The organism is Agarivorans sp. QJM3NY_25 (assembly GCF_050870875.2).
Taxonomy (GTDB): Bacteria; Pseudomonadota; Gammaproteobacteria; order Enterobacterales; family Celerinatantimonadaceae; genus Agarivorans.
The window spans coordinates 2,975,542-2,994,230 of the sequence record NZ_CP194041.2 but is presented as its reverse complement, the minus strand read 5'-3'; the positions used below and the strand labels follow the sequence as shown (position 1 = coordinate 2,994,230).

Here is an 18,689-nt window from a genome sequence, read left to right as displayed (position 1 = left end):
ATTTGCGTAAGCTGCAACAAGTTAAGCTTGCCAAAAGTACTTCAGCAGCCGCCACGTTTTATCCGTTACCGGCTCACCTTTGTCAACGGCAGTGGGGCCGCTGATTTCACACAACGGATCGCGAAGTGACTCTGGATATCCTTCACATGGGGGAGTCCTTGCAGGCGTTTTAAAATACCTTCGTAATCATTTAAATCAATCGCCACAACTTCCAGACTATAATCGGCGGTGCCTGAAACCAGATGGGCGCTAACGATGTCTTGCATGTCGATCATCGCCGTTTCAAAAGCCGTATGGGCGCTAACTTCATGGGTGTTCAGTCGTACCTCTACAAAAATAGTCATCGAGAAGCCCGCTTTTTGCCGATCAACGCGCGCGTGGTAGCCCTGAATCACGCCACTTTGCTCTAATTGTTTTACGCGTCGCAGACACGGCGAGGGCGATAAACAAATCTGCTCCGAGAGGGCGACATTGGTGAGGCGTCCATCGTCTTGCAGTCGGGATAAGATCTCGATGTCTGTTTTGTTCATTTTGGCATACTATTAATATTAGGAAGGGTAATTTGGCATAGTATAGCAATTTATTCAAAATTTGGGTTGGATATTGCAAGGACATGCTCACCATATTGGCTGGATAATAGACTTTCGGTACGCCATAAGGAAAGCGTTATGTCTGATACTTGCAGCTCCAACACCGCCCCCCACTATAAACAGTATGCCACTGGCGGGGCGTTTCGTTATGGTTTACTCGCCGCTCTGGTGAGTATTTCTATTTGGGCTTTCTGGCTGGTGAGCATGCGGGCCGGGGTGACCAATTCTTTAGGCTTTTTTGACCTTGGCTTGTTGCGTTATTCGCCGCCAGCGCTGTTGCTGCTGCCTATTTTATGGCGCTCGAGAGCCTTACTGAAAGGTGTTTCGCCAACGCTGTTATTGGGGATAGTTGCCGGTGCGGGCGTGCCATTTTTCTATTTGAGCGCCACCGGTCTTAAGTACGCTCCAGCCTCCCATGCCGGTTTATTAATTTTGGGGGCTTATCCGCTATTTGTGACTTTATTGGCGGTGGTTTTTTATCAAGAAAGGGTGAGCATTCAACGTAAAATCGGTCTCTGCCTAGTGACTCTGGGCGTCGTGGTCCTCTTTAGCTTATCTTTGCTCACGGCCCCTGCTGGAACTTGGATTGGCGACTTATTGTTGCTTGCCGCGAGTCTTTTTTGGGCGATTTATACGGTGAGTTTACGGATAGCTGGCCTGCCGCCGCTGGTTTCTACGGCTTTGATGGGACTGGTTTCGGTGCTGGTTTTGCTGTTGTTATGGTCGACTGGTTTGGTGTCTAGTCAGTTAGTGGACTCGCCATGGCAGATGTTAGCGTGGCAGTTTTTGGTGCAAAGCTTATTGGTCGGTTTGCTCACGGGTTTTAGTTATGGCTTTGCCATTCAACGCTTGGGAGCCGAAAACATGGCCGCGATTGGTGCCTTTACCCCTGTTTTAGCGGCCTTGATAGCGGTTCCTGTTTTGGGCGAAATGATCGAGGTTTATTCCATCGTGGGGCTGCTATTGGTGAGCGCTGGAGTACTGATTGCCAGTGGTATTTTTAGCAAGCGGCAGTGAGTCCCGCCCGGCTGATCATTGTTCGCTGAAGATTTGCATTAGCCTTCGCTGGCTAGACGGTAATCGCAAATAATTTTTTAAAAGCTTGCCGGCCTGTTTTCGAGATGTTCACCATTCGATATTCGCTGACGCGAATCAGCCAGCCGTGATTCTCGAAGCAGCTGAAGAGTTCTGCGCCCAGGTGGCCGCCAAGGTGGTATTTCCTCTCGCTCCAGTCTAAACAAGGACAACAGTATTTACGCTTGGTTTTTGGCTGGAGGTTTAGCCCAAGATCTGCAAATTTTTGCTTTCCCAAGGGGCTTAAGTGTTGCCCATCTTTCTCTATCCACTGATTGCTGAGCAGCGCATCATAAATATTGACCGCCAGTTCACCAGCGAGGTGGTCGTAACAGGTTCTGGCCTGCTTTAATTCAATTGGCGTTCGACTTTTGGGCGGTTCGATTCTTTTCCAGGAGACGCCCATCAGCGTTTCAACCAGATTGGCGACATCCGCACCCGCGAGGCGGTAATAGCGATGCCGCCCTTGAGACAGGCAGCTAATCAATGCTTCCTTGAGCAGTCGAGCAAGATGAGCACTCGTGGTGGAGGGCGCAATATCTGCTATCACGCTCAGCTCAGTAGCGGTCCAGGCCCGACCATCCATTAAGGCGCAAATAATTTTGACTCTCGAGACATCCGATAGGGCAGCAGCAAGTGCTGCCATTGAGACGGGTTGAATATTATCTTCAACATTTTGCTGAGAAAGATGCGGGTGGCTGCTCAAGCGTTGACGGTCCATTGTTTGGTGGCTTGTTCGGCCAGCTTAAAATTATCTGTAATCAGGATCAAGCGGTTGGCATGATCGCTGTACTGGGTCACAATATTTACCCCAATATTGGCGAGGCTTGCTGCAATTTCACCCAGCTCTCCGGGGCGCTCTTGTTTTAGTTTTCTGATCAGTGGTTTACAAACGCCGATGACTTGCAAGTCGTGACTTTGTAATACTTGTTTTGCCTTCTCGCCATCTTCCACCAGAAAATGAGCATGGCTTTGACCCGCGCTGGAAAATACCCCGCCGCCTTCAAGGCCCACGCCATGGCTGCCAAGCAGACTTGCTAATGCCGCCAGTTGTCCGGGCTGATTTTTTAAACAGACATGAATATCATACATTGTGCTTTCCTTTGGTGTTTGATGAATCATCTTTAATCACTTCGGCAACTCGGATCTGATAAAAAGAAAAAATCGACTGATAGCCCTCGGTTTGCGCCGATTGGTGCTGCATATTTGTTTTCCATTGGCGAATCGATTCTGCATCGCGCCACCAGGATAGGGATAGAAATTTCTCTGGGTCCGCGAGGCTGGTGAAACGCTCTACAGAAATAAATCCATCTATATCAGAGAGTAAGGGTTTTAGCTCTGCCGACAGCTGAAAGTAACGCTGTTGTTGTTCTGGCTTGGCTTTGGCTTCAAAAATTACGGCAATCATTGGGTCGCTCATCAATTGTGTGTGAATGCCGGGTACTATAATCGGTTTGCCGAGGCTTGCTTCGTTAGGTAGCGAAATATGCACGCCCGGATGCATGGGTCGCGGTGATGGCAGATTTGGGGGCGGCACTAAATTGATGGATGTTTGCCGATGAAGCGACCTGCTCCCCGAGTCATTCGTAAGCAAGGATAGTGTTCCGCCTTGCTTGCATATCGATGTTTATTGAATGGCATGAGATTGATTGACCGTCGCTTGAATTTCCTTTTTGAGCCAATGCTGCAGCAGCTTAAAGCGTTTGCTTTGCGCAAAACTAGCCGAACAAACCAGCCAGTAACTGGACTCGATGTTCACTGAAGGGCCAAGTGTTTTTAGAAAACCCGCCTTCAGGTCATTTTCTATCAGTAATGTTCTGCCCAGACCAATCCCCATACCACTAACCGCGGCCTGAATCATTAGGTCGGCCCGATCAAATTGATGTTTGCAGGTGAAGGGTTCGATGAGAGAGCCGGTTTTTTCGAAGTAGTTTTGCCAGTGATAACCAGTATTGTCTTTGGCCCCTCGTCGGTCTGACAATAGTGACATTTTTTGCTCGAGTAAGGCTTGTTCGCTTTGGTCTACGACACCGTTGAGGAAGCGAGGACTGACCACGGCTTGTATTTTGCAGTGAGTCAGGTGAATTGCATGTAAGCCGGGGTAGGGGCCGACGCCGAATCTGATGGCTGCGTCGGTATCATCATGACGAAAGTCAGTCAAATCGTCTTTCACTTCAAGCGATATTGATAGTCCCTCTGAGCTTGCATTTGGCAAAATTGGGATCGCCCATTTCATGGCGAGAGAAGAAGGTAAAGAAAGTCTAATCTGGTCAGCGCTTTGGTTTTTTTCGAGCTTATCTAATGCGGGTTGCCAGACCGACATGGACTGTCGTGCTGCTTCACAGAGTATTTTTCCTGCCGCTGTCAGACGAAGATTTTTGGTGCTGCGCTCGAAAAGGGTGAGCCCAAGTTTTTCTTCCAATGCCCGGACTCTATGGCTGATTGCAGACTGTTGTACATTGAGCCGCTCGGCAGCCTTGGTAAAGTTTAGCTCGTCAACGATCGCCGCGAGTAAGGGGGCCGCCTGGCTTAATCGATTGACGGTCTCTTTGTCGGTTTCGTCCGTGAATTTATTCATGAATTTATCTCATGCCTTTATGAGTGTCTTTAAGGATATCTTTGGTTTTATTATAAGCACTAACAATTTATAGATACGATAAAATAGGATTTTTATATGAATAGATCTCATGTTATGGCTAGAAAAATACCAGCAAAAATTGTGAATGGTTTTGTCGTTGAAGGCTGTGGTGGCAATCCTGCGGGGCTGGTTCTGGACGCCGATGGCTTGAGTGAACGTGACATGTTAGATATTGCGTCTCAAATCGGCTTGTCTGAGACCGCGTTTGTCTCTCAGTCGAATACTGCAGCGTTCAAGCTTGACTTTTTCACGCCTAATCGCCGTATTGCTCATTGTGGTCATGCAACTATCGCAACATTTTCTTACTTAGCTGAAACAGGCAGGATTACGCAAGGAGAGTCGAGTAAAGAAACCGTGGATGGTTCGCGTAAGATTATGATCAAAAATGGGGCTGCCTACATGGAACAGGTGGCACCCACTTATCTGAACCATCGGGATTGGAACCCTAAGGGGGTGACGCTTGAGGACGTTCTTGATTCATTGGGCTTGGATGCCGCCGATTTGGATCCGCGTATTGAGCCTATGGTTGTGAATACGGGCAACAGTTTTGCTATGGTCGGGGTGTCAGAGGGAGCTAGACTGGCTCTGCTAAGCCCAGACTTTGCCAAAATTTCTGAGATTAGCGAGAGGCTTGAGCTTATTGGTTATTATGTTTTTACCACTGATGCTGCAGCCACCACTAAAGATGCGACGACCCGGATGTTCGCGCCGCGCTTTGCGATTAACGAAGAGTCGGCAACAGGAATGGCAGCGGGACCTTTAGCTTGTCTATTGCATGATTATCTCGGGCTTAAGCAATCTTCAATCACCATCGAGCAAGGGAAGTACATGCAGCCTGCGTCTCTGAGTCAGATTTCAGTAGAGCTTATTGTTGCAAGGGATGGACAAATCCAGGGCTTGATGGCTGGCGGTTATGGCAAGTTGATGAAGCAAGTGGATGTTTTGTTATAGTGACATTTTATTTACAGGGACCACTGGCGCGATTGCATCGGTATTCGCATCAAGGGGCAAGCCAATGGCTTGTCTCCAGATCAATAAAATGTCGATGACTTGGCTCTGAATAAGCTGAAATTTTGGGTTCAGGAGATCCTAGAAAAGTCCGCTAAAAGAGCATGCTACGCTCAAATATGTAAGCGACAGATATGACATACAGCGATTTTTCCCGGATCGCTAGCATTTAAAGTGGCGGCTTTGAGTCATGGATTTATTTTCAATAATACTTTGTTTGTCAATAAGGCCTTGAATGCAAAGCTAGGAGCGGGTATACATACCAGCATCAATGACTCAGATGCTTATACAGATTTGAGCTTGTTAAAGTCACTCGGCTCGGTAGGTATCAATAGTGCTTATGGATAAGCAGAAACTGTTTGAATTATCACACCAGTTAACCGAAGTACAAAAGGATGAAGATTTTCAAGATTGGTTTAGCGCTTTGAAAAACGAAATATCTTTTGATTTTAGTATATTAGGTTCATTGTCTAAGGAAAGCGCTAGTGCGCCCGTTTGCTTTGGTTTTTCACAGCAGCATTTTGTTCGCTGCTTTAGCGCTCGGTCACTGGCCAGCGATCCCTTATTTTCTGCCGCACGCACTCACTCGCGCAGTATTTCGGTATTGATGGATCCCATCGTCCATCCTGATTATGGTAAACGTTTGGTTATCTCAGGTCGTCAAGGGAAAGAGAGCAGCATGTTCTTATTGTCATTTGGTGAGCGGCAACCATCGAGTGACGAAATAAATGCGCTTTACCTGTTAAGCCCGCATCTTAATATGGTACGCCAGAGTATTTGCGAAAATAAGGCGCGTGAAGTGGCGTCAAAGCCGAGCTTGATGACTCAGCGAGAACAGGAGTTATTGCCTTGGTTAAAAATGGGGAAGAGTAACTGGGAAATCAGTCGATTACTTAATATCAGTGAGAGAACGGTAAAGTATCATTTGCAGAACATCTATAAAAAGCTGGGTACCCATAATCGGACACATGCGGTTGCCAAGGCAATTGAGCAAGGCTGGTGTGACGGATAAAATAAGCTGCTGCTAATGTGGCTTGAATCCTGACAGTCTATTTTTCCAGATAAACATGTTTGATGATGCTGTGCGGTATGCCGTTTTCAGAATGACGCAAATTCTGCTCAATTATTGTTGCAAGGAAAAACTACGCCCCGCCTTTCGCTGAACGCTTTAGATAGTTCTTATTGTCGATTTTTTATGCTTCTCCATTGTTTGTGTCGCTTGCATTCTGGCGAGGCGGCTTGGTCTCAATGAATCATCGGTGCTGCAAGCAATGTCATCAAAAGTAGCGGGCCGCTCGGTGAGCGAGCCCTTACTTTTTAGTTCGGTACTATCCCAAAGGTAGCCCGATTGCCTGCTCATTTGACTCGATTGGCCGGTTTTTAGCGCTGGTTATTTTTAGCATTGCAGGGACCAGCAGCAGATCGAGGACCAATGCTATTAAGATGGTAATGGCGGTCATGAGTCCCATATCTGCATTCATCTTGAAGCTGCTGCAGGCGAGGACCAAGAAACCAAGACTCAGCACCAGGCTGGTGCCGATGATGGCGAGCCCGGTATGTTTGACCGAGGATTGAATCGCTTCTTGTTCTGAATATCCCGACTTGCGGAGTGTATTGTAGCGGTACAGGAGGTGAATGGTATCGTCGACCACTATCCCCAAGGTCATACTGGCAATGACCGATAAACTCAAGCCAACTTCTCCAACCATCATTCCCCAGGCGCCAAAAGCAATCGAGGCGGGAAGAATATTCGGTAAGATACTGATAAGGCCGAGTCGGACCGAACGCAGCATGATGCCGATCAGCAGGGAAATGAGTACTAAGGCGGCCACAGAAGCAGTGAGCATACTGATATTATTGCGGTAGCCAATATGGGCAAACATGATGTCTGCGCTAACACCCGGGCTGATACTGCTTGCATTAAAATGTTCTAAGAGCTGTTTTCTCAGATTGGATTCTAGCACGACCAGTTGATTCGAAGACATCTTTTTGGCCGTGATGATGATCCGTAACTCTTTTTTATCTAATGCGACCTGATTACTCAGGTTGAGTCCGTAAGGGAGCGACATGTCGTAAAGTAGCAGCGTTTGTGCAGACAGTTGCGGATCCTGTGGCAAAACATAGTAACTGGGATCATCATTATGCAGACTGCTATTGAGCCGTTTCATGATGTCGGTGAGTGACTGGACGTGATAGACGCCATCGGTATCACGGGCCGAGGTGACAAAGGCATCCAGTTTTTGCAAGAAGTTGGGTGAGGTGACCGTTTCGCCGCCTTCGGGGCGGAGCGCAAATTGAATACTGGCGACGCCTGTGAGCTTGGCGTAGGTGAAATCATTGGCTTGTCGAACCGCATAACTCTCATCGAAGTACTCGAACAGAGTATCGTCGATTTTATTGCGGACCAGGTTGGCGGCAATCACTAAACTGAAAATTAACACCGCTGCAATTTTTAATGCCGGATTTTTGATTGTCCAGCGGGCCAGTTTTGTTAAGGGCCTGCTTAACCATTGTTGCTGATGTGCTGGGGGCCTGCGCAAGGGGAGAACGACCAGTAAGGCTGGGGCGAAGTACAGGGTGAGCAGCATAGCGGCAAAAACGCCCATGGCGGTGATGTTGCCAAGGTCATTAAACGGTGGTGAATCGCTGAAGTTCATCGACAGGAAGCCAACGGCAGTTGTTAAGCTGGTGAGTATGATGGGCAATCGGTGTTTGGCCATTGCATCAGCGATGGCTTCTGGTTTTGCCTTGCCGTCGAGTTGGGCTTTTTTGAAGCCTTGCAGAAAATGGATGCAGTCGGCGACCGCCATGGTCAAAATAATGATAGGTGCGGAAGCCGAAGGTGAGGTAATGGCGATGCCCAGCCAGCCAGCTGCGCCAAGAGCTATAAAGATCGAGGATAAGATAGCTAGCGTGATTACGACAGAACTCCAAATGCTGCGCAGATAGATTCCGGTACCCAGAATGATCAGTAACAATGCGATGGGCACGAGGCTGCCCATGTCTCGCTGCGAGGCTTCGCCAAAGGCATCATTTTGCATCACTTGACCAGTCAGGTAAAATTCGATCTCTGGGTGTTGCTCTTGAGTTTGAGCAATCAGATCTTGCCAAAATTGGGCTATTTCTCGCACTTCTTCCGACTGTTCATCGACTGAAAGTCGAACCAGTACGTTGATTGCTGTCGATTTAGCATCGGCTGCGAGGTAGCGATTGAGCAACTCGGGTTGTTGTAATGCATATTGCTTTTTATCCGCCAGTACAGCTTGCTGTTGAAGTTCATCTGATGAGATGAAATCCTCGACCAGCAGTTCATCATCGACGGCGCGGGTATATTGATAGTTGCTAACGGAGTCGACTCGGTAAGAATGGGGGGTTTGCCAGCCTTGCTCGGTGAGCTCGATGATGGTTTGCAGTACATCGGGCTGAAAAATGTCGCCAGATTTGGGTCTGAGTACCACTAATACGCTGTCATTGCTATTGTACTTATCTTCAATCTGTTCGAAAGCAACCAGATCGGGGTTATCTTTACTGAAGAACACCTTATAGTCGTTATTCAGTGTCAGTTTGCCAAGGCCAATAAAGGCTACCGCCAGAGTGGCAAGCCAAGCAAAAATCGCCAGCCAGGCACGCTTTTTAGTCCAATTAATCATGATTTATATCCTATGTTTAAGCTTGTTGAGCGGCAAGGACCGACAGACGATGATTTTCGATTTCGATCGCTTCCGCCTTGACTTTATTGACTGCGGTTTCGATCGCCTCATCGGGATCCATGCGTAGCGGTAGGTGAAAGTGTTGCGCAATGGTGAGCAGACGTTCTCGCAGCTCACCACCGACGACAATGTACGGGATATTCAGTTCTTTGAGTGTATTTAGTAACAGATCATTGGAGAGCTGACGAAATACTTCGGAGACCGGTCGGTGACCATCTGCGACCAAATCAAATTCAATCGGTAGATGGACAAATTGGCTGTAGGTTTTTTTTGCATGGCGTTTGGCGACATTGCCAAATGCTTCAATATAGCCTTTGTGAAGTGAGGCATAAGGAGCGCCTGCGATACGTTTTAGGGCTAACAGCAAGTCACTTTCAGATGGATTAATTCCGGTTTCTAATCTGGCGGCACCATATACCCATTCGTGAAGGCTAGAACCGTCGGAAAAAAAACGATCACCAAACTGTTCTTCGTTAATCATCCGCTCGGTTAGTCTGCTTAAACCAAGGGTGAGTAACTCAAAGGGTTTACATTGTTCCAGGGTTTTTCCTGGAACTGCATCCGGCAGGATTTCCCGCATCGTTCTGGCCTGAGTTCTGGGGATCTCAGTTGCAATGGCGAGCGCTTCGGTTAGGGTTGTTTTCCCGGTTGAATAGGTTCCTGATATGGCAATTTTCATGCGATTGTTCCTTGGGGAAGTGAGTGGCAAAGCTTGGCGCTAAGTGAGAATTCCGGATGGCTGGCAATAGAGCCTGAAACGGTAGCAAGACGCCATTGTTCGTGATTTTTGTTGATTAGCGAGTTGCGCGTACTTCGTAAAGTAAGGGTATGTTTTTGCTGGGGAATAATTGGGTACGGGGCAGTGATTTTGACTGAACGCATCCACAGGTTATTGGTTTGGTTTCGTTGCACATTATCTAAACGATACATCACTAATTGTGAAAGCTGAGCGAAGCTGGTTAGCCAATCCACAATCATCAGGGCGTGTGGATATTGGCCCATCAGACCGCTGAATTGATTTCCCGGTCGTTGTAGGGTGAGTTCACAAGAAACTGCACAGGATTTATCATTAAAGCTGTTGTTGTATAGTTCGCAGTGTCTTTCCCGGAACTCATCGATGAAATATTCTTCAGCGTTTAAGGGAGCCGCATTCACCGTGTGGCTGTCAATACCCGGCGGGTGGTCAATAATGATCTCAACTTCCATTGTTTTTAAGACTGTTTTGAAATGACTGAGAACCCCAAACATACTGTTATTGTTGGTCACCGATTTTATTAGCCGGGTGCTGAGCGGAACGGCAACCAGATCCTCTAAAGCTTCACTGCCAGCCTTGATGGACAAGTGTCGGATCCATGCCTGGGATGTCTGTTGTTCGCTTAAGTTGAATTCTCGTCTGAGCAGCTCACAGGCAATTCGACCCGCAACCAGAAACGCATCGATAGTACTCAGGTGGGGCGGGCGGCTACTGACTTTTTCCTTTTGTGACCAGTCGGTTCGGTAATCAATCGCGATGGTCCCTTCGGCGAAGCTGGCGGTGTATTTGACGTTGCACCGATATTGGGTTTTTTTATATCCCTCGCCAAAATAACGTTGTGCGGCGGGGCCGAGTGCATCATCGATATGTGGAATGAGTGTACATCCTTGTTCTAAGATTGGTTCAGCTTCCATTTCGGTTTCTACTCCTAACATACGAACAGTTATTTGAGAAAATCATGCTAGCTGCTTTGCTTATATTTTTATCCTGTCCGCTTGTCTGAATAAACCTGTCTGATCGTACAGGTTAAGTTTTTCAACAACTTATGTATGTTTACTGTCTGTTCATATTTCAACGTTGAATATGGGGATATGGCATCAAGGAGGAAACATGATAAAAAGCATATTGCTGCTATTAATGATATCGAGCCTGGCGTTTGGCCAAGAACCCACTGGTTTGGATATCGCAACCGAGATGGTGAATCGAGATAGTGGTTATCAGTCTTACACTGCGACGGTTGAAATGACGATTACAGCCGCCAATGGTGACGCGGTGCAGCGCCAACTGACGGTGCAAGGTAAAGAGCAGGCTGATGAGGGTGATAAAATCATTACCTATTTTAAAGCGCCTCGCGATATAGCCGGGACCAGTTTACTGACTTTTAGCCATGCGATTGAAGCGGATGATCAGTGGCTGTATCTGCCGTCCATTAAGCGAGTGAAGCGGATTTCGTCGAATAATCGCTCCGGCCCATTTATGGGAAGTGAATTTGCCTATGAAGATATGAGTTCGTGGGAGTTGGATAAATATCGCTATCAACTGGTGGGTGAAAAAGTGCAAGGTGAGCATCGTTACTGGTTGCTGGCCTGTTATCCACAATATGTGAATTCCGGTTACTCTAAATTGATTGCCTGGATCGATCAGTCCATTTACCAGCCACGCAAGATTGAATATTTCGATCGCAAAGGAACACCACTTAAGAAGCTTTCTCTGAGAGAGTATAAGCAATATGAAGATCGCTACTGGCGTCCACATATTGCCTTTATGGAGAACTTAATTTCGAAACGCACCACCGAGCTTACCTGGCAGGACTATCGCTTGGGATTAACGCTCCCTGAAAGTCAGTTCGACCCCAGACAGTTGCAGCGGGCTTACAGGCATAATTGATGATGGTTAAAAGCATGAGGTGTCTGGTTTGTATATTGATGGCCGTTTATGTCGGGGATGTCTCGGCAGAGATGATGCTGGAAGGCTATGCGGGTCTGGCGGGCGAAGTATACGCCGAGGCGCCGCTATCAGCAGAACAGTGTTGCCATCGCTTTAATCCGCAAATTACCTTAGCGCCTAAGTTGAAGTGGTGGAATGACGATGGCTGGAATGTTCTGCTGGCACCTTATTCACGGTATGAGCCACAAGCTGATGTGATTTTTGGGAACTGGCGTGAGGCGAACATTGCTTATAATGCGCAGCGTTATTCGGTGACGGTCGGTATTGATACCGTTTACTGGGGGGTTACCGAAGTCTATCAGCCAATCAATATCGTAAATCAGTATGACGGGCGGATAGCGTTAGGTAACGACGAGAAGATTGGTCAGCCGATGCTGCACTTTCAGTATTGGCCTCAGTGGGGGGAAGCACAGCTATTGTTGTTGCCGTTTCATCAAGTGAGACCATTTCGCGAACCGCAGCAACGTTTGTCTCCGGGGAAGCCGGTGGGTGAAGAGATTGTTTATTCTGACGGTAAGCGCAATCTGGATTTGGCGGCCAGAGTGGCATTTTGGCGAGACGAGCTAGATCTTGGGATTAGCTTATTCAATGGGAATAGCCGAGAGCCGATGTTGCTCGATGACGGTGCTCAGCTACTGCAATCTTACGCCACTATGACTCAGCTCGGATTAGACCTGCAGTGGACCAGAGATGATCTGCTGTGGAAATGGGAAAGTGTTGCCAAACATGGGGAAGGTAAAAATTATCTGACGCTGGTCACTGGGGCGGAGTATTCCCTATACGGCTTTGAATTCAGCCCGGGACAGTTGGGTTTGATTGCCGAGTATACTTGGGATAATCGGGACACTCAGGCACCGCCAACGCTTTATAATAACGATTTGTTTGTAGGGCTTCGATGGCAGGCAAACGATGTCAGTGATACGGAGTTATTGTTGTCGGGCCTGTTTGATCTTAAAAAAAACTCGCAGCTATATCAATTAACCGCGTCAGGTCGGGTGAGTCATCATTTTCGTTGGGTGGCAGAAGGGTTCTGGTTATCGGCCATGTCACCCACTGAGCCGATTTTCTACATGAGCAAAGACAGTTACTTATCACTGGGACTCGAGTATTACTTTTAGTTGCGTCGAACTTTTCTCGTCTTGGCTTACTTGATAAACATCAGAGCCAAACAGCTGCTGTCGAAAGCAGCCCACTGGCTTCGAATAAAGCTTCTACATATAAAATTTGAAAAAAAAGCGCAGTACAGGGGGCTGCGCTTTTCATCTTAAGCAATGATGCTAAATTCTTCGCATCATTTTTATTCGGTCTTAAGCACGGCGGCGTAAGCCAGCCAAACCTAATAAACCTAAACCAAAGATAGCTAAAGTACCTGGCTCTGTCACTTCTCTAGCTGAGATAGCAAATGCAGCTTCAAGGGTATTGGTATTATCTTCTTCAGTTAAGAAACCGATACAGGTTTTACCTTCTGGACAATCTACATTTTCAACGAATGTTAGACCTAACAAACGAGTTGTTAAGGTATATTCGTAGTCGTCTAAGCCGTCTGCTGGGATAACGAAGCTATTACTTAAGAAAATAGCATCACCATCTTGAGTGAAAGAAACATCATCATCTAATATAATGGTGAATAAATCGGCACAACCAGATTGGTTGATACCAACTTCACCGTCTAGAGTACCGCCATATTCACATGTGCCGCCAGTAGGGTGGTTGTAGGTTTCTTCAAATTGAATTTGAAATTGGAGAGCTGGTGCAGCTGTAGGAGGCAATGACACTGGCGCGGTTGGGGCTAAAAACAAACCGTCGAATAAAGTTGCCGATACTAAAGTATCACCCGTTACACCCCAGTTTTCATGGGTTAAACCTGTACCTTCAGAGAACGCTAAGGCACCAACACCATCTACAACACTGGTGGTTACTGAACCAGTTTTAGAATCATCAATTGCTAAAGAGCTTTGCAATTCGTTTGGGTTCACCGCTTTATAAGGTTGACCCCAAGACAATGTTTTAGGGAGTTCACCACTAAAAAGTGGGTCAAATTGGTCTAAAGTAGCACCCGTTGCAGTCACACCTGTTGCGTCGCCAGCTTCTGAAGTATAATCAGTGCCGAAGCCAGCATCGTTTAGGTAATCCCAATCTGTAATTAGAACTGCGTTTGCTGAAATGCTTGAAAAACCTAAGCCTAATGCGATACAAGTTAATTTAAATTTATTCATGTTGCTCATCTATTGGTTCATTTAGGAGTTTTATATGATTCCAGTAAATGCAAATATGAGGCCAATATTTTAAATCCTTTAAAAACAATGCTTTATGTATATAGTATTACATTTTAGTGAGCGTGGTGTAAAATTTACTGACACTTAAAATCAAAGTCTTTTGATCATGGTTGTTGGCCAAGCATCGGTTAAAAATTCAAGTTGGATCTATTTCTTGGGCTCAGACCTGCCTCTTCATTATTCAATGAAAGAAGATAAAACTTTACTGTTGCTGCAAGGGGTTTATCACTCGCAGATTAAAACCTCACTCGCAGATAAAAACCTACTTGAGATTGTACAGATGATGAATCAGGCGGAGCCTGGATGGTGACTCTAAAGTGTCGGCTTGGTCTACGGTGAATATTGGGTTTAGCCTTGCTCAATCAAGAGGTGTTTGGGCTTGACTATGATCTGAGCATATAGAGCGGTTGGCTCTAGAGGTAAAACAAGCCGTTTATAAAATTATTGTAGGTAAAGAATACACCAACTTAGTCATTGGCGTGGTGATTACTCCTTAGTGGAAGCTATATTAGACAATAGTAAAACCGTATGACCAATATCGGTTCATTTAAACGGTAATATGGCTTGAGTCATGTGGCCTTAAGTTTATCGGTTTGCATTGGGACTAGAGGTGTGGAAAAGGCATTGAGCTTCTTGTTGTGGACGATGAACTGGCTGCATTGCAGTGTTCCGGTGAAGCAATGCGTGCGAGTCTAGTCGAGATTGGTTTTTGATCGAATCGCTTTAGCCTTGTCTGTTCACTGCAATCGAGGCCGAACACCATTGACACAGTCGTCGTGAACTTAAGCACTCTCGTACAGTGCTCGTGCTTCACTTCATTCAATGAGTTACCATTTCAGAGATGTAAGCAAAATGAAGTCGGGATGTTTTATGAGTGTTGATGTTTGGTTCGCATATGTTGCTGCATCGTTGGTGCTGACAGCGACACCGGGCCCAAGTGTTTTTCTTGGTATCGTTAATTCCATTAATTACGGTGTGAGAAGAACCATATTTACCGCCCTTGGGGATATTAGCGCTAATTTCATTCAAATGATTTTGGTTTCGATTGGTTTGGGAGTAATTATTGCTAATTCTGAAGCGGCCTTTGATGTGATTAAGTGGTTGGGCGCGGCAACCCTGTTTTATATGGGGGTGAAGATGTTGTTTGCTTCAGAAAGTAAGTTCAAAAGGGATGATCATTTAGAAAACGTTTCAAATTCTAAACTCTACGTGTCGGGTTTTATGGTGGCAGCTGGCAATCCCAAAGCGATCGTGTTTTTTACTGCCTTTTTTCCTCAATTTATTGATACTACTCAGCCAGTGTTTTCGCAAATGGCTATTATGTGTCCTACTATGGCATTATTAGATTTTACGATGGTGATGTTATATGCCTTCTCTGCAAATAAGGTTTTGCGTGCAGGAAAAGCAAGATTAAATGTAGTGAATCGAATTAGTGGTGGTATTTTAGTCGGCGCATCAGGGGCTCTCGCCTTAAGTAGCCGTTAAGTCCTTATTCTCGGGTGAAGGTATTAAACCTTCAGACTTGCAGCTGGTCGATGCTCTGACGATTCATTGTGGTTACAATCTAGTGAGTGTCGAAGTCGCTCTGAGCCTCCCTTGGTCAACATCTATGTACTTGTGGCGCGACAGCAAACAGCGAGCCACTAAGCCTTGGCGGAAATGGAGTGATTTGAGCGGGTTCATCAGCCAGATGGTTATCGTAGACTAGAAATTCAAGCTGTTTGTAAAGACACTCGCGAAGTATGTCTGGTTTACGTTTACGGTAATCCTGAGGAAATGCTGTAAGCCGAAGATGTTGCTATTGGCTTAGCGGGTGAGTCTCTGCTAGAACATGCCAAGCTCTACCGCTGCGCAGTTTAAATGGTGAGTTAAGAGGGGTCAGTGGATCTTGATTAGTTTCCTTTGAATTGGGGATGTCGTCGTTATATCGACTCTGATTTTGGATGATAGAGATCTACTTATGGTCTTCTTTTTAATGGATGGTTAGGTGAAAATTTACGGAAGAACGACATCATTTAATGTTCAAAAAGTTTTGTGGTTTCTTGAAGAGCTAGGCAATTCTTATCAGCATATTGAATTAGGGGGGCGATTTGGTGGATTAGATGCCGCTGAATTTTCAAAACTAAATCCGATGAAGAAAGTTCCTGTCCTGATTGATGGTGATAAAGTGATTTGGGAATCACACAGTATTTTGCGGTATTTGGCCGCGAGTTACGGTTATCCTCAATGGCATTCTCAAGATCCTTATCAGTGTTCTTTATACGAGCGCTGGATGGACTGGTCACAGGTACTTTTCCAGCCCGCGTTTATGGGAACATTTTGGGGGTATTATCGAATGCCAGTAAACCAACGGAATATGGTGGAGGTTAATCATCAATTACAAAAATGCGAGGCATGTTTAAATATTCTTGAGCAAAGGCTCAATGAGAGTCCGTATTTAGCTGGTTCATCGCTTTCACTTGGCGACATTTGTGTTGGCTCTATTCTTTATCGCTTAACATCCCAAGGATTAGAGATAACGCTCCCGCCCAAAGTGACACAATGGTATCAACGCTTAAGATGTCGGCGTGGTTATAAAAAATGGATCATGAGTGATTTTAGCGAGCTGAAAGCGCGTGAAGCGTATTAACATTCAGTTTATTTAAGCTGGCGCTGGTTAAACTGTTAAATCGTGATTAAGTGAGTGCCACAACTAGGTGCGAGCCCTGAGTAGGGACATGATTTTAAGAAGATGAGTCTGATCGCAGCAAACTATCTATAGGCGAAGTGAATGGCGGATGTGTATGCTGTCAGTTTTGGCCCCGCAACAGTCAGCTGAATTTTCGCTGACTGCGATAGCGGATACGGCTTAAGTTTACTCCATCCAAAGATCCCAGAAGAAACGTCCGGAAATAATCTTATCGATATAATAATGATACTCATCGGAAGCTAAGTCCGTTTGCATTTCTGCATCAACTTGATTTTTGTCGTAGACAGCATCAGACATTGCGATGATCGAAGTGCCAAGATCTGCATCTAAACGCATGATTTGATGCTGCACGCTATAAGCTTGCCATTCTGTGAGGTCTTCACCATTCGGCGAGTCGGTATGCAGGAAGTTGCCTATATATGCCATCATTGCAGCGCTTAGAGCATCACGTCCTGGTTGGTTTTCGTCGAAATAGAACGCGCCATTGAACCACTGATTCATACCACTACTCCATTGACCCGTTATAAAGTCCATGTCAGCGCCGTGAGTCGCGGATAAACCAAGCGTGTCTGCTGGTGATTTCACCACGCCAGACCTTGTGCCCCAAGCAAAACGGTAACCAAATACCGGAGGCTGGTCTGGATTCCCTACCAGTTGGTCGGCTACATTTTCCACATTGAATGCCGCGTAGATGTTGCTGCCGTAATGCATTGCGGTGCCATAAGAGTCCAGTAAATCGGGATCTTGCGATCCTCTAAGTAATGGGGCAAATTCAGGATCGGTTAGCGCAAAAATAGCAAATTCTTGTTGCGCGCTGCCCAGCATCACCGGAACTTTGTTGTAGTGACCGGTTTTAAGTACTTCAAAACCCTCAGCAGGGAGTACATAGCCATCTTTAAACAAGTGTGGGAAAGGTGCCATTTTGATCGGTGCTGGGCCATATAAAGCGAGAAATTTATCTGCTTCTTGCGCTCTTAAGTAAGCGGCAAAATCTTCGTGTTGAGCTATCCAGATCATGGCATCTGCTTGGTTATCTGCCTCGCCATTATTGATGACTAGCTGGATCACGGCTTGTTGTGCGATAGCGTCACCAGCACTTGTCTCGGAAGTGGTCATGCCGCCACTGAGTGCCAATATTTTATGGAATAATCCACTGGCAAGGGGCGAGATCATCAGTGCCAGTGTATCTCTCGCACCAGCAGATTGACCGGCTAGGGTCACGTTACCGGGATCGCCCCCGAAGCTACTGATGTTTTGATTCACCCATTTCAGCGATTGAATAATATCAAGCAGACCAAAGTTGCCAGAATCACTAGCCAGATCGCCACTTTTTAACGCCGGATGTCTAAACCAGCCTATGGCCCCTAAGCGATAATCGATTGATATCACGATACTGTTTGTCGCTTCAGCTAACTTGTCACCAATAAACTCTTTTGGTGATCCGCTTCGATTGCCGCCGCCATGGACAAACAGCAACACTGGTAAGTCTTTGTCTGCCGTGTTGGGACGCCAAATATTCAGGTACAGGCTATCTTCACTGCCTGTCGCATTCTCGGAGTTATCTCCTTGTATTGACCCATCTTTAAATGCTTTTGCCTGCAAAGTGCCATGCCATGCTTCAGGGCTTTGCGGAGCTTTCCAGCGCAATTCAGCGATGGGGGGCTGAGCGTAAGGGAGCCCTAGCCAGCCAATGGTGTTATTTTCTTGGCTTTCGAAACCTTCCACAAAACCATATTGGGTTTCTTGTAGTGCGACACCTTGGTAAGGAAATGTTTGCGAGTGATCATCATTACATCCTGCCATTAATATGGCGATGAGTAAGGCGGCACATAAGTGTATTATTTTGCGTGCACAGAGTTTCATAACTTGTCCTATTCAGTCGAGTTTATGTTTTTAGTTTTGCTCGACTATATCTGGCGAAAAGAGGTAAGTGTTTACAATATGGTGCGAGTAATTAGTTAAAGGGTGCGGCTTTGTTGAAGTGTGAGGGGGCTGTGATTGTT

At 46.3% G+C, this 18,689-nt stretch carries 17 protein-coding genes; 7 read left to right on the top strand and 10 right to left on the bottom strand.

Annotated features, from left to right (window positions below; all coding sequences use genetic code 11):
• Positions 1 to 65: 65 nt before the first annotated feature.
• Positions 66 to 530: an Lrp/AsnC family transcriptional regulator gene (locus ACRRSW_RS13705; protein ID WP_432452658.1), complete on the bottom strand. Its 465-nt coding sequence runs from the start codon at positions 528 to 530 to the stop codon at positions 66 to 68.
• A gap of 138 nt (positions 531 to 668) precedes the next feature.
• Here ACRRSW_RS13705 and ACRRSW_RS13700 point away from each other — a divergent pair, with 138 nt between their 5' ends.
• Positions 669 to 1,607, top strand: a complete 939-nt coding sequence (locus ACRRSW_RS13700; RefSeq protein ID WP_432452659.1) for a DMT family transporter — start codon at positions 669 to 671, stop codon at positions 1,605 to 1,607.
• A 52-nt stretch (positions 1,608 to 1,659) separates the two neighbouring features.
• Here ACRRSW_RS13700 and ACRRSW_RS13695 read toward each other — a convergent pair whose 3' ends face one another.
• The 4 genes from ACRRSW_RS13695 to ACRRSW_RS13680 all read right to left on the bottom strand — a co-directional run bounded on the left by ACRRSW_RS13695 (position 1,660) and on the right by ACRRSW_RS13680 (position 4,242).
• Positions 1,660 to 2,385, bottom strand: a complete 726-nt coding sequence (locus ACRRSW_RS13695) for an ArsR/SmtB family transcription factor (protein ID WP_432452660.1) — start codon at positions 2,383 to 2,385, stop codon at positions 1,660 to 1,662.
• Positions 2,367 to 2,756, bottom strand: coding sequence for a hypothetical protein (locus ACRRSW_RS13690; protein ID WP_432452661.1), 390 nt, complete (start codon positions 2,754 to 2,756; stop codon positions 2,367 to 2,369). The genes ACRRSW_RS13695 and ACRRSW_RS13690 overlap by 19 nt, the downstream gene beginning before the upstream one ends.
• Positions 2,749 to 3,072 carry an antibiotic biosynthesis monooxygenase family protein gene (locus ACRRSW_RS13685; protein ID WP_432452662.1) on the bottom strand — a complete coding sequence of 108 codons (324 nt, stop codon included), beginning with the start codon at positions 3,070 to 3,072 and terminating at the stop codon, positions 2,749 to 2,751. The genes ACRRSW_RS13690 and ACRRSW_RS13685 overlap by 8 nt, the downstream gene beginning before the upstream one ends.
• A 219-nt stretch (positions 3,073 to 3,291) precedes the next feature.
• A complete protein-coding gene (locus ACRRSW_RS13680; RefSeq protein ID WP_432452663.1) occupies positions 3,292 to 4,242 on the bottom strand; it encodes a LysR family transcriptional regulator in 951 nt (316 codons plus the stop codon).
• Positions 4,243 to 4,338: 96 nt separating this feature from the next.
• Between ACRRSW_RS13680 and ACRRSW_RS13675 the strand changes: the two genes are divergently transcribed.
• Together ACRRSW_RS13675 and ACRRSW_RS13670 are read left to right on the top strand one after the other, a co-directional pair.
• Entirely contained in the window at positions 4,339 to 5,253 is a 915-nt protein-coding gene (locus tag ACRRSW_RS13675) for a PhzF family phenazine biosynthesis protein (protein WP_432452664.1), read from the top strand.
• Positions 5,254 to 5,650: 397 nt separating this feature from the next.
• On the top strand, positions 5,651 to 6,322 hold the full coding sequence (locus ACRRSW_RS13670) for a response regulator transcription factor (RefSeq protein ID WP_432452665.1): 672 nt from the start codon (positions 5,651 to 5,653) through the stop codon (positions 6,320 to 6,322).
• 316 nt (positions 6,323 to 6,638) lie between these two features.
• On the opposite strand, the gene ACRRSW_RS13665 is transcribed toward ACRRSW_RS13670, so the two are convergent.
• From ACRRSW_RS13665 to ACRRSW_RS13655, 3 genes are read right to left on the bottom strand one after another with little or no spacing between them, the layout of a single operon-like run.
• Positions 6,639 to 8,960 carry an efflux RND transporter permease subunit gene (locus ACRRSW_RS13665; RefSeq protein WP_432452666.1) on the bottom strand — a complete coding sequence of 774 codons (2,322 nt, stop codon included), beginning with the start codon at positions 8,958 to 8,960 and terminating at the stop codon, positions 6,639 to 6,641.
• Between the two features lie 16 nt (positions 8,961 to 8,976).
• Positions 8,977 to 9,699, bottom strand: a complete 723-nt coding sequence (locus ACRRSW_RS13660) for an ATP/GTP-binding protein (RefSeq protein WP_432452667.1) — start codon at positions 9,697 to 9,699, stop codon at positions 8,977 to 8,979.
• Positions 9,696 to 10,688, bottom strand: a complete 993-nt coding sequence (locus ACRRSW_RS13655) for an AvrD family protein (protein WP_432452668.1) — start codon at positions 10,686 to 10,688, stop codon at positions 9,696 to 9,698. Before ACRRSW_RS13655 ends, ACRRSW_RS13660 begins: the two co-directional genes overlap by 4 nt.
• A 196-nt stretch (positions 10,689 to 10,884) precedes the next feature.
• On the opposite strand from ACRRSW_RS13655, the gene ACRRSW_RS13650 reads away from it, so the two are divergent.
• Together ACRRSW_RS13650 and ACRRSW_RS13645 are read left to right on the top strand one after the other, a co-directional pair.
• Positions 10,885 to 11,661, top strand: a complete 777-nt coding sequence (locus ACRRSW_RS13650; protein ID WP_432452669.1) for an outer membrane lipoprotein-sorting protein — start codon at positions 10,885 to 10,887, stop codon at positions 11,659 to 11,661.
• Between the two features lie 38 nt (positions 11,662 to 11,699).
• A complete protein-coding gene (locus ACRRSW_RS13645; protein ID WP_432459615.1) occupies positions 11,700 to 12,839 on the top strand; it encodes a hypothetical protein in 1,140 nt (379 codons plus the stop codon).
• A gap of 189 nt (positions 12,840 to 13,028) precedes the next feature.
• Here the strand turns inward: ACRRSW_RS13645 and ACRRSW_RS13640 are convergent, their stop codons facing one another.
• Positions 13,029 to 13,937, bottom strand: coding sequence for a THxN family PEP-CTERM protein (locus tag ACRRSW_RS13640; protein WP_432452671.1), 909 nt, complete (start codon positions 13,935 to 13,937; stop codon positions 13,029 to 13,031).
• Positions 13,938 to 14,867: 930 nt separating this feature from the next.
• Here ACRRSW_RS13640 and ACRRSW_RS13635 point away from each other — a divergent pair.
• Complete coding sequence (locus ACRRSW_RS13635) at positions 14,868 to 15,482, top strand: LysE family translocator (RefSeq protein WP_432459614.1); 615 nt, start codon at positions 14,868 to 14,870, stop codon at positions 15,480 to 15,482.
• A gap of 502 nt (positions 15,483 to 15,984) precedes the next feature.
• The gene (locus tag ACRRSW_RS13630) at positions 15,985 to 16,626 is read left to right on the top strand and encodes a glutathione S-transferase family protein (protein WP_432452674.1); all 642 of its coding nucleotides are present in this window, start codon (positions 15,985 to 15,987) and stop codon (positions 16,624 to 16,626) included.
• Positions 16,627 to 16,851: 225 nt separating this feature from the next.
• Here ACRRSW_RS13630 and ACRRSW_RS13625 read toward each other — a convergent pair whose 3' ends face one another.
• Positions 16,852 to 18,549, bottom strand: coding sequence for a carboxylesterase/lipase family protein (locus ACRRSW_RS13625; RefSeq protein ID WP_432459613.1), 1,698 nt, complete (start codon positions 18,547 to 18,549; stop codon positions 16,852 to 16,854).
• Positions 18,550 to 18,689: the final 140 nt, after the last annotated feature.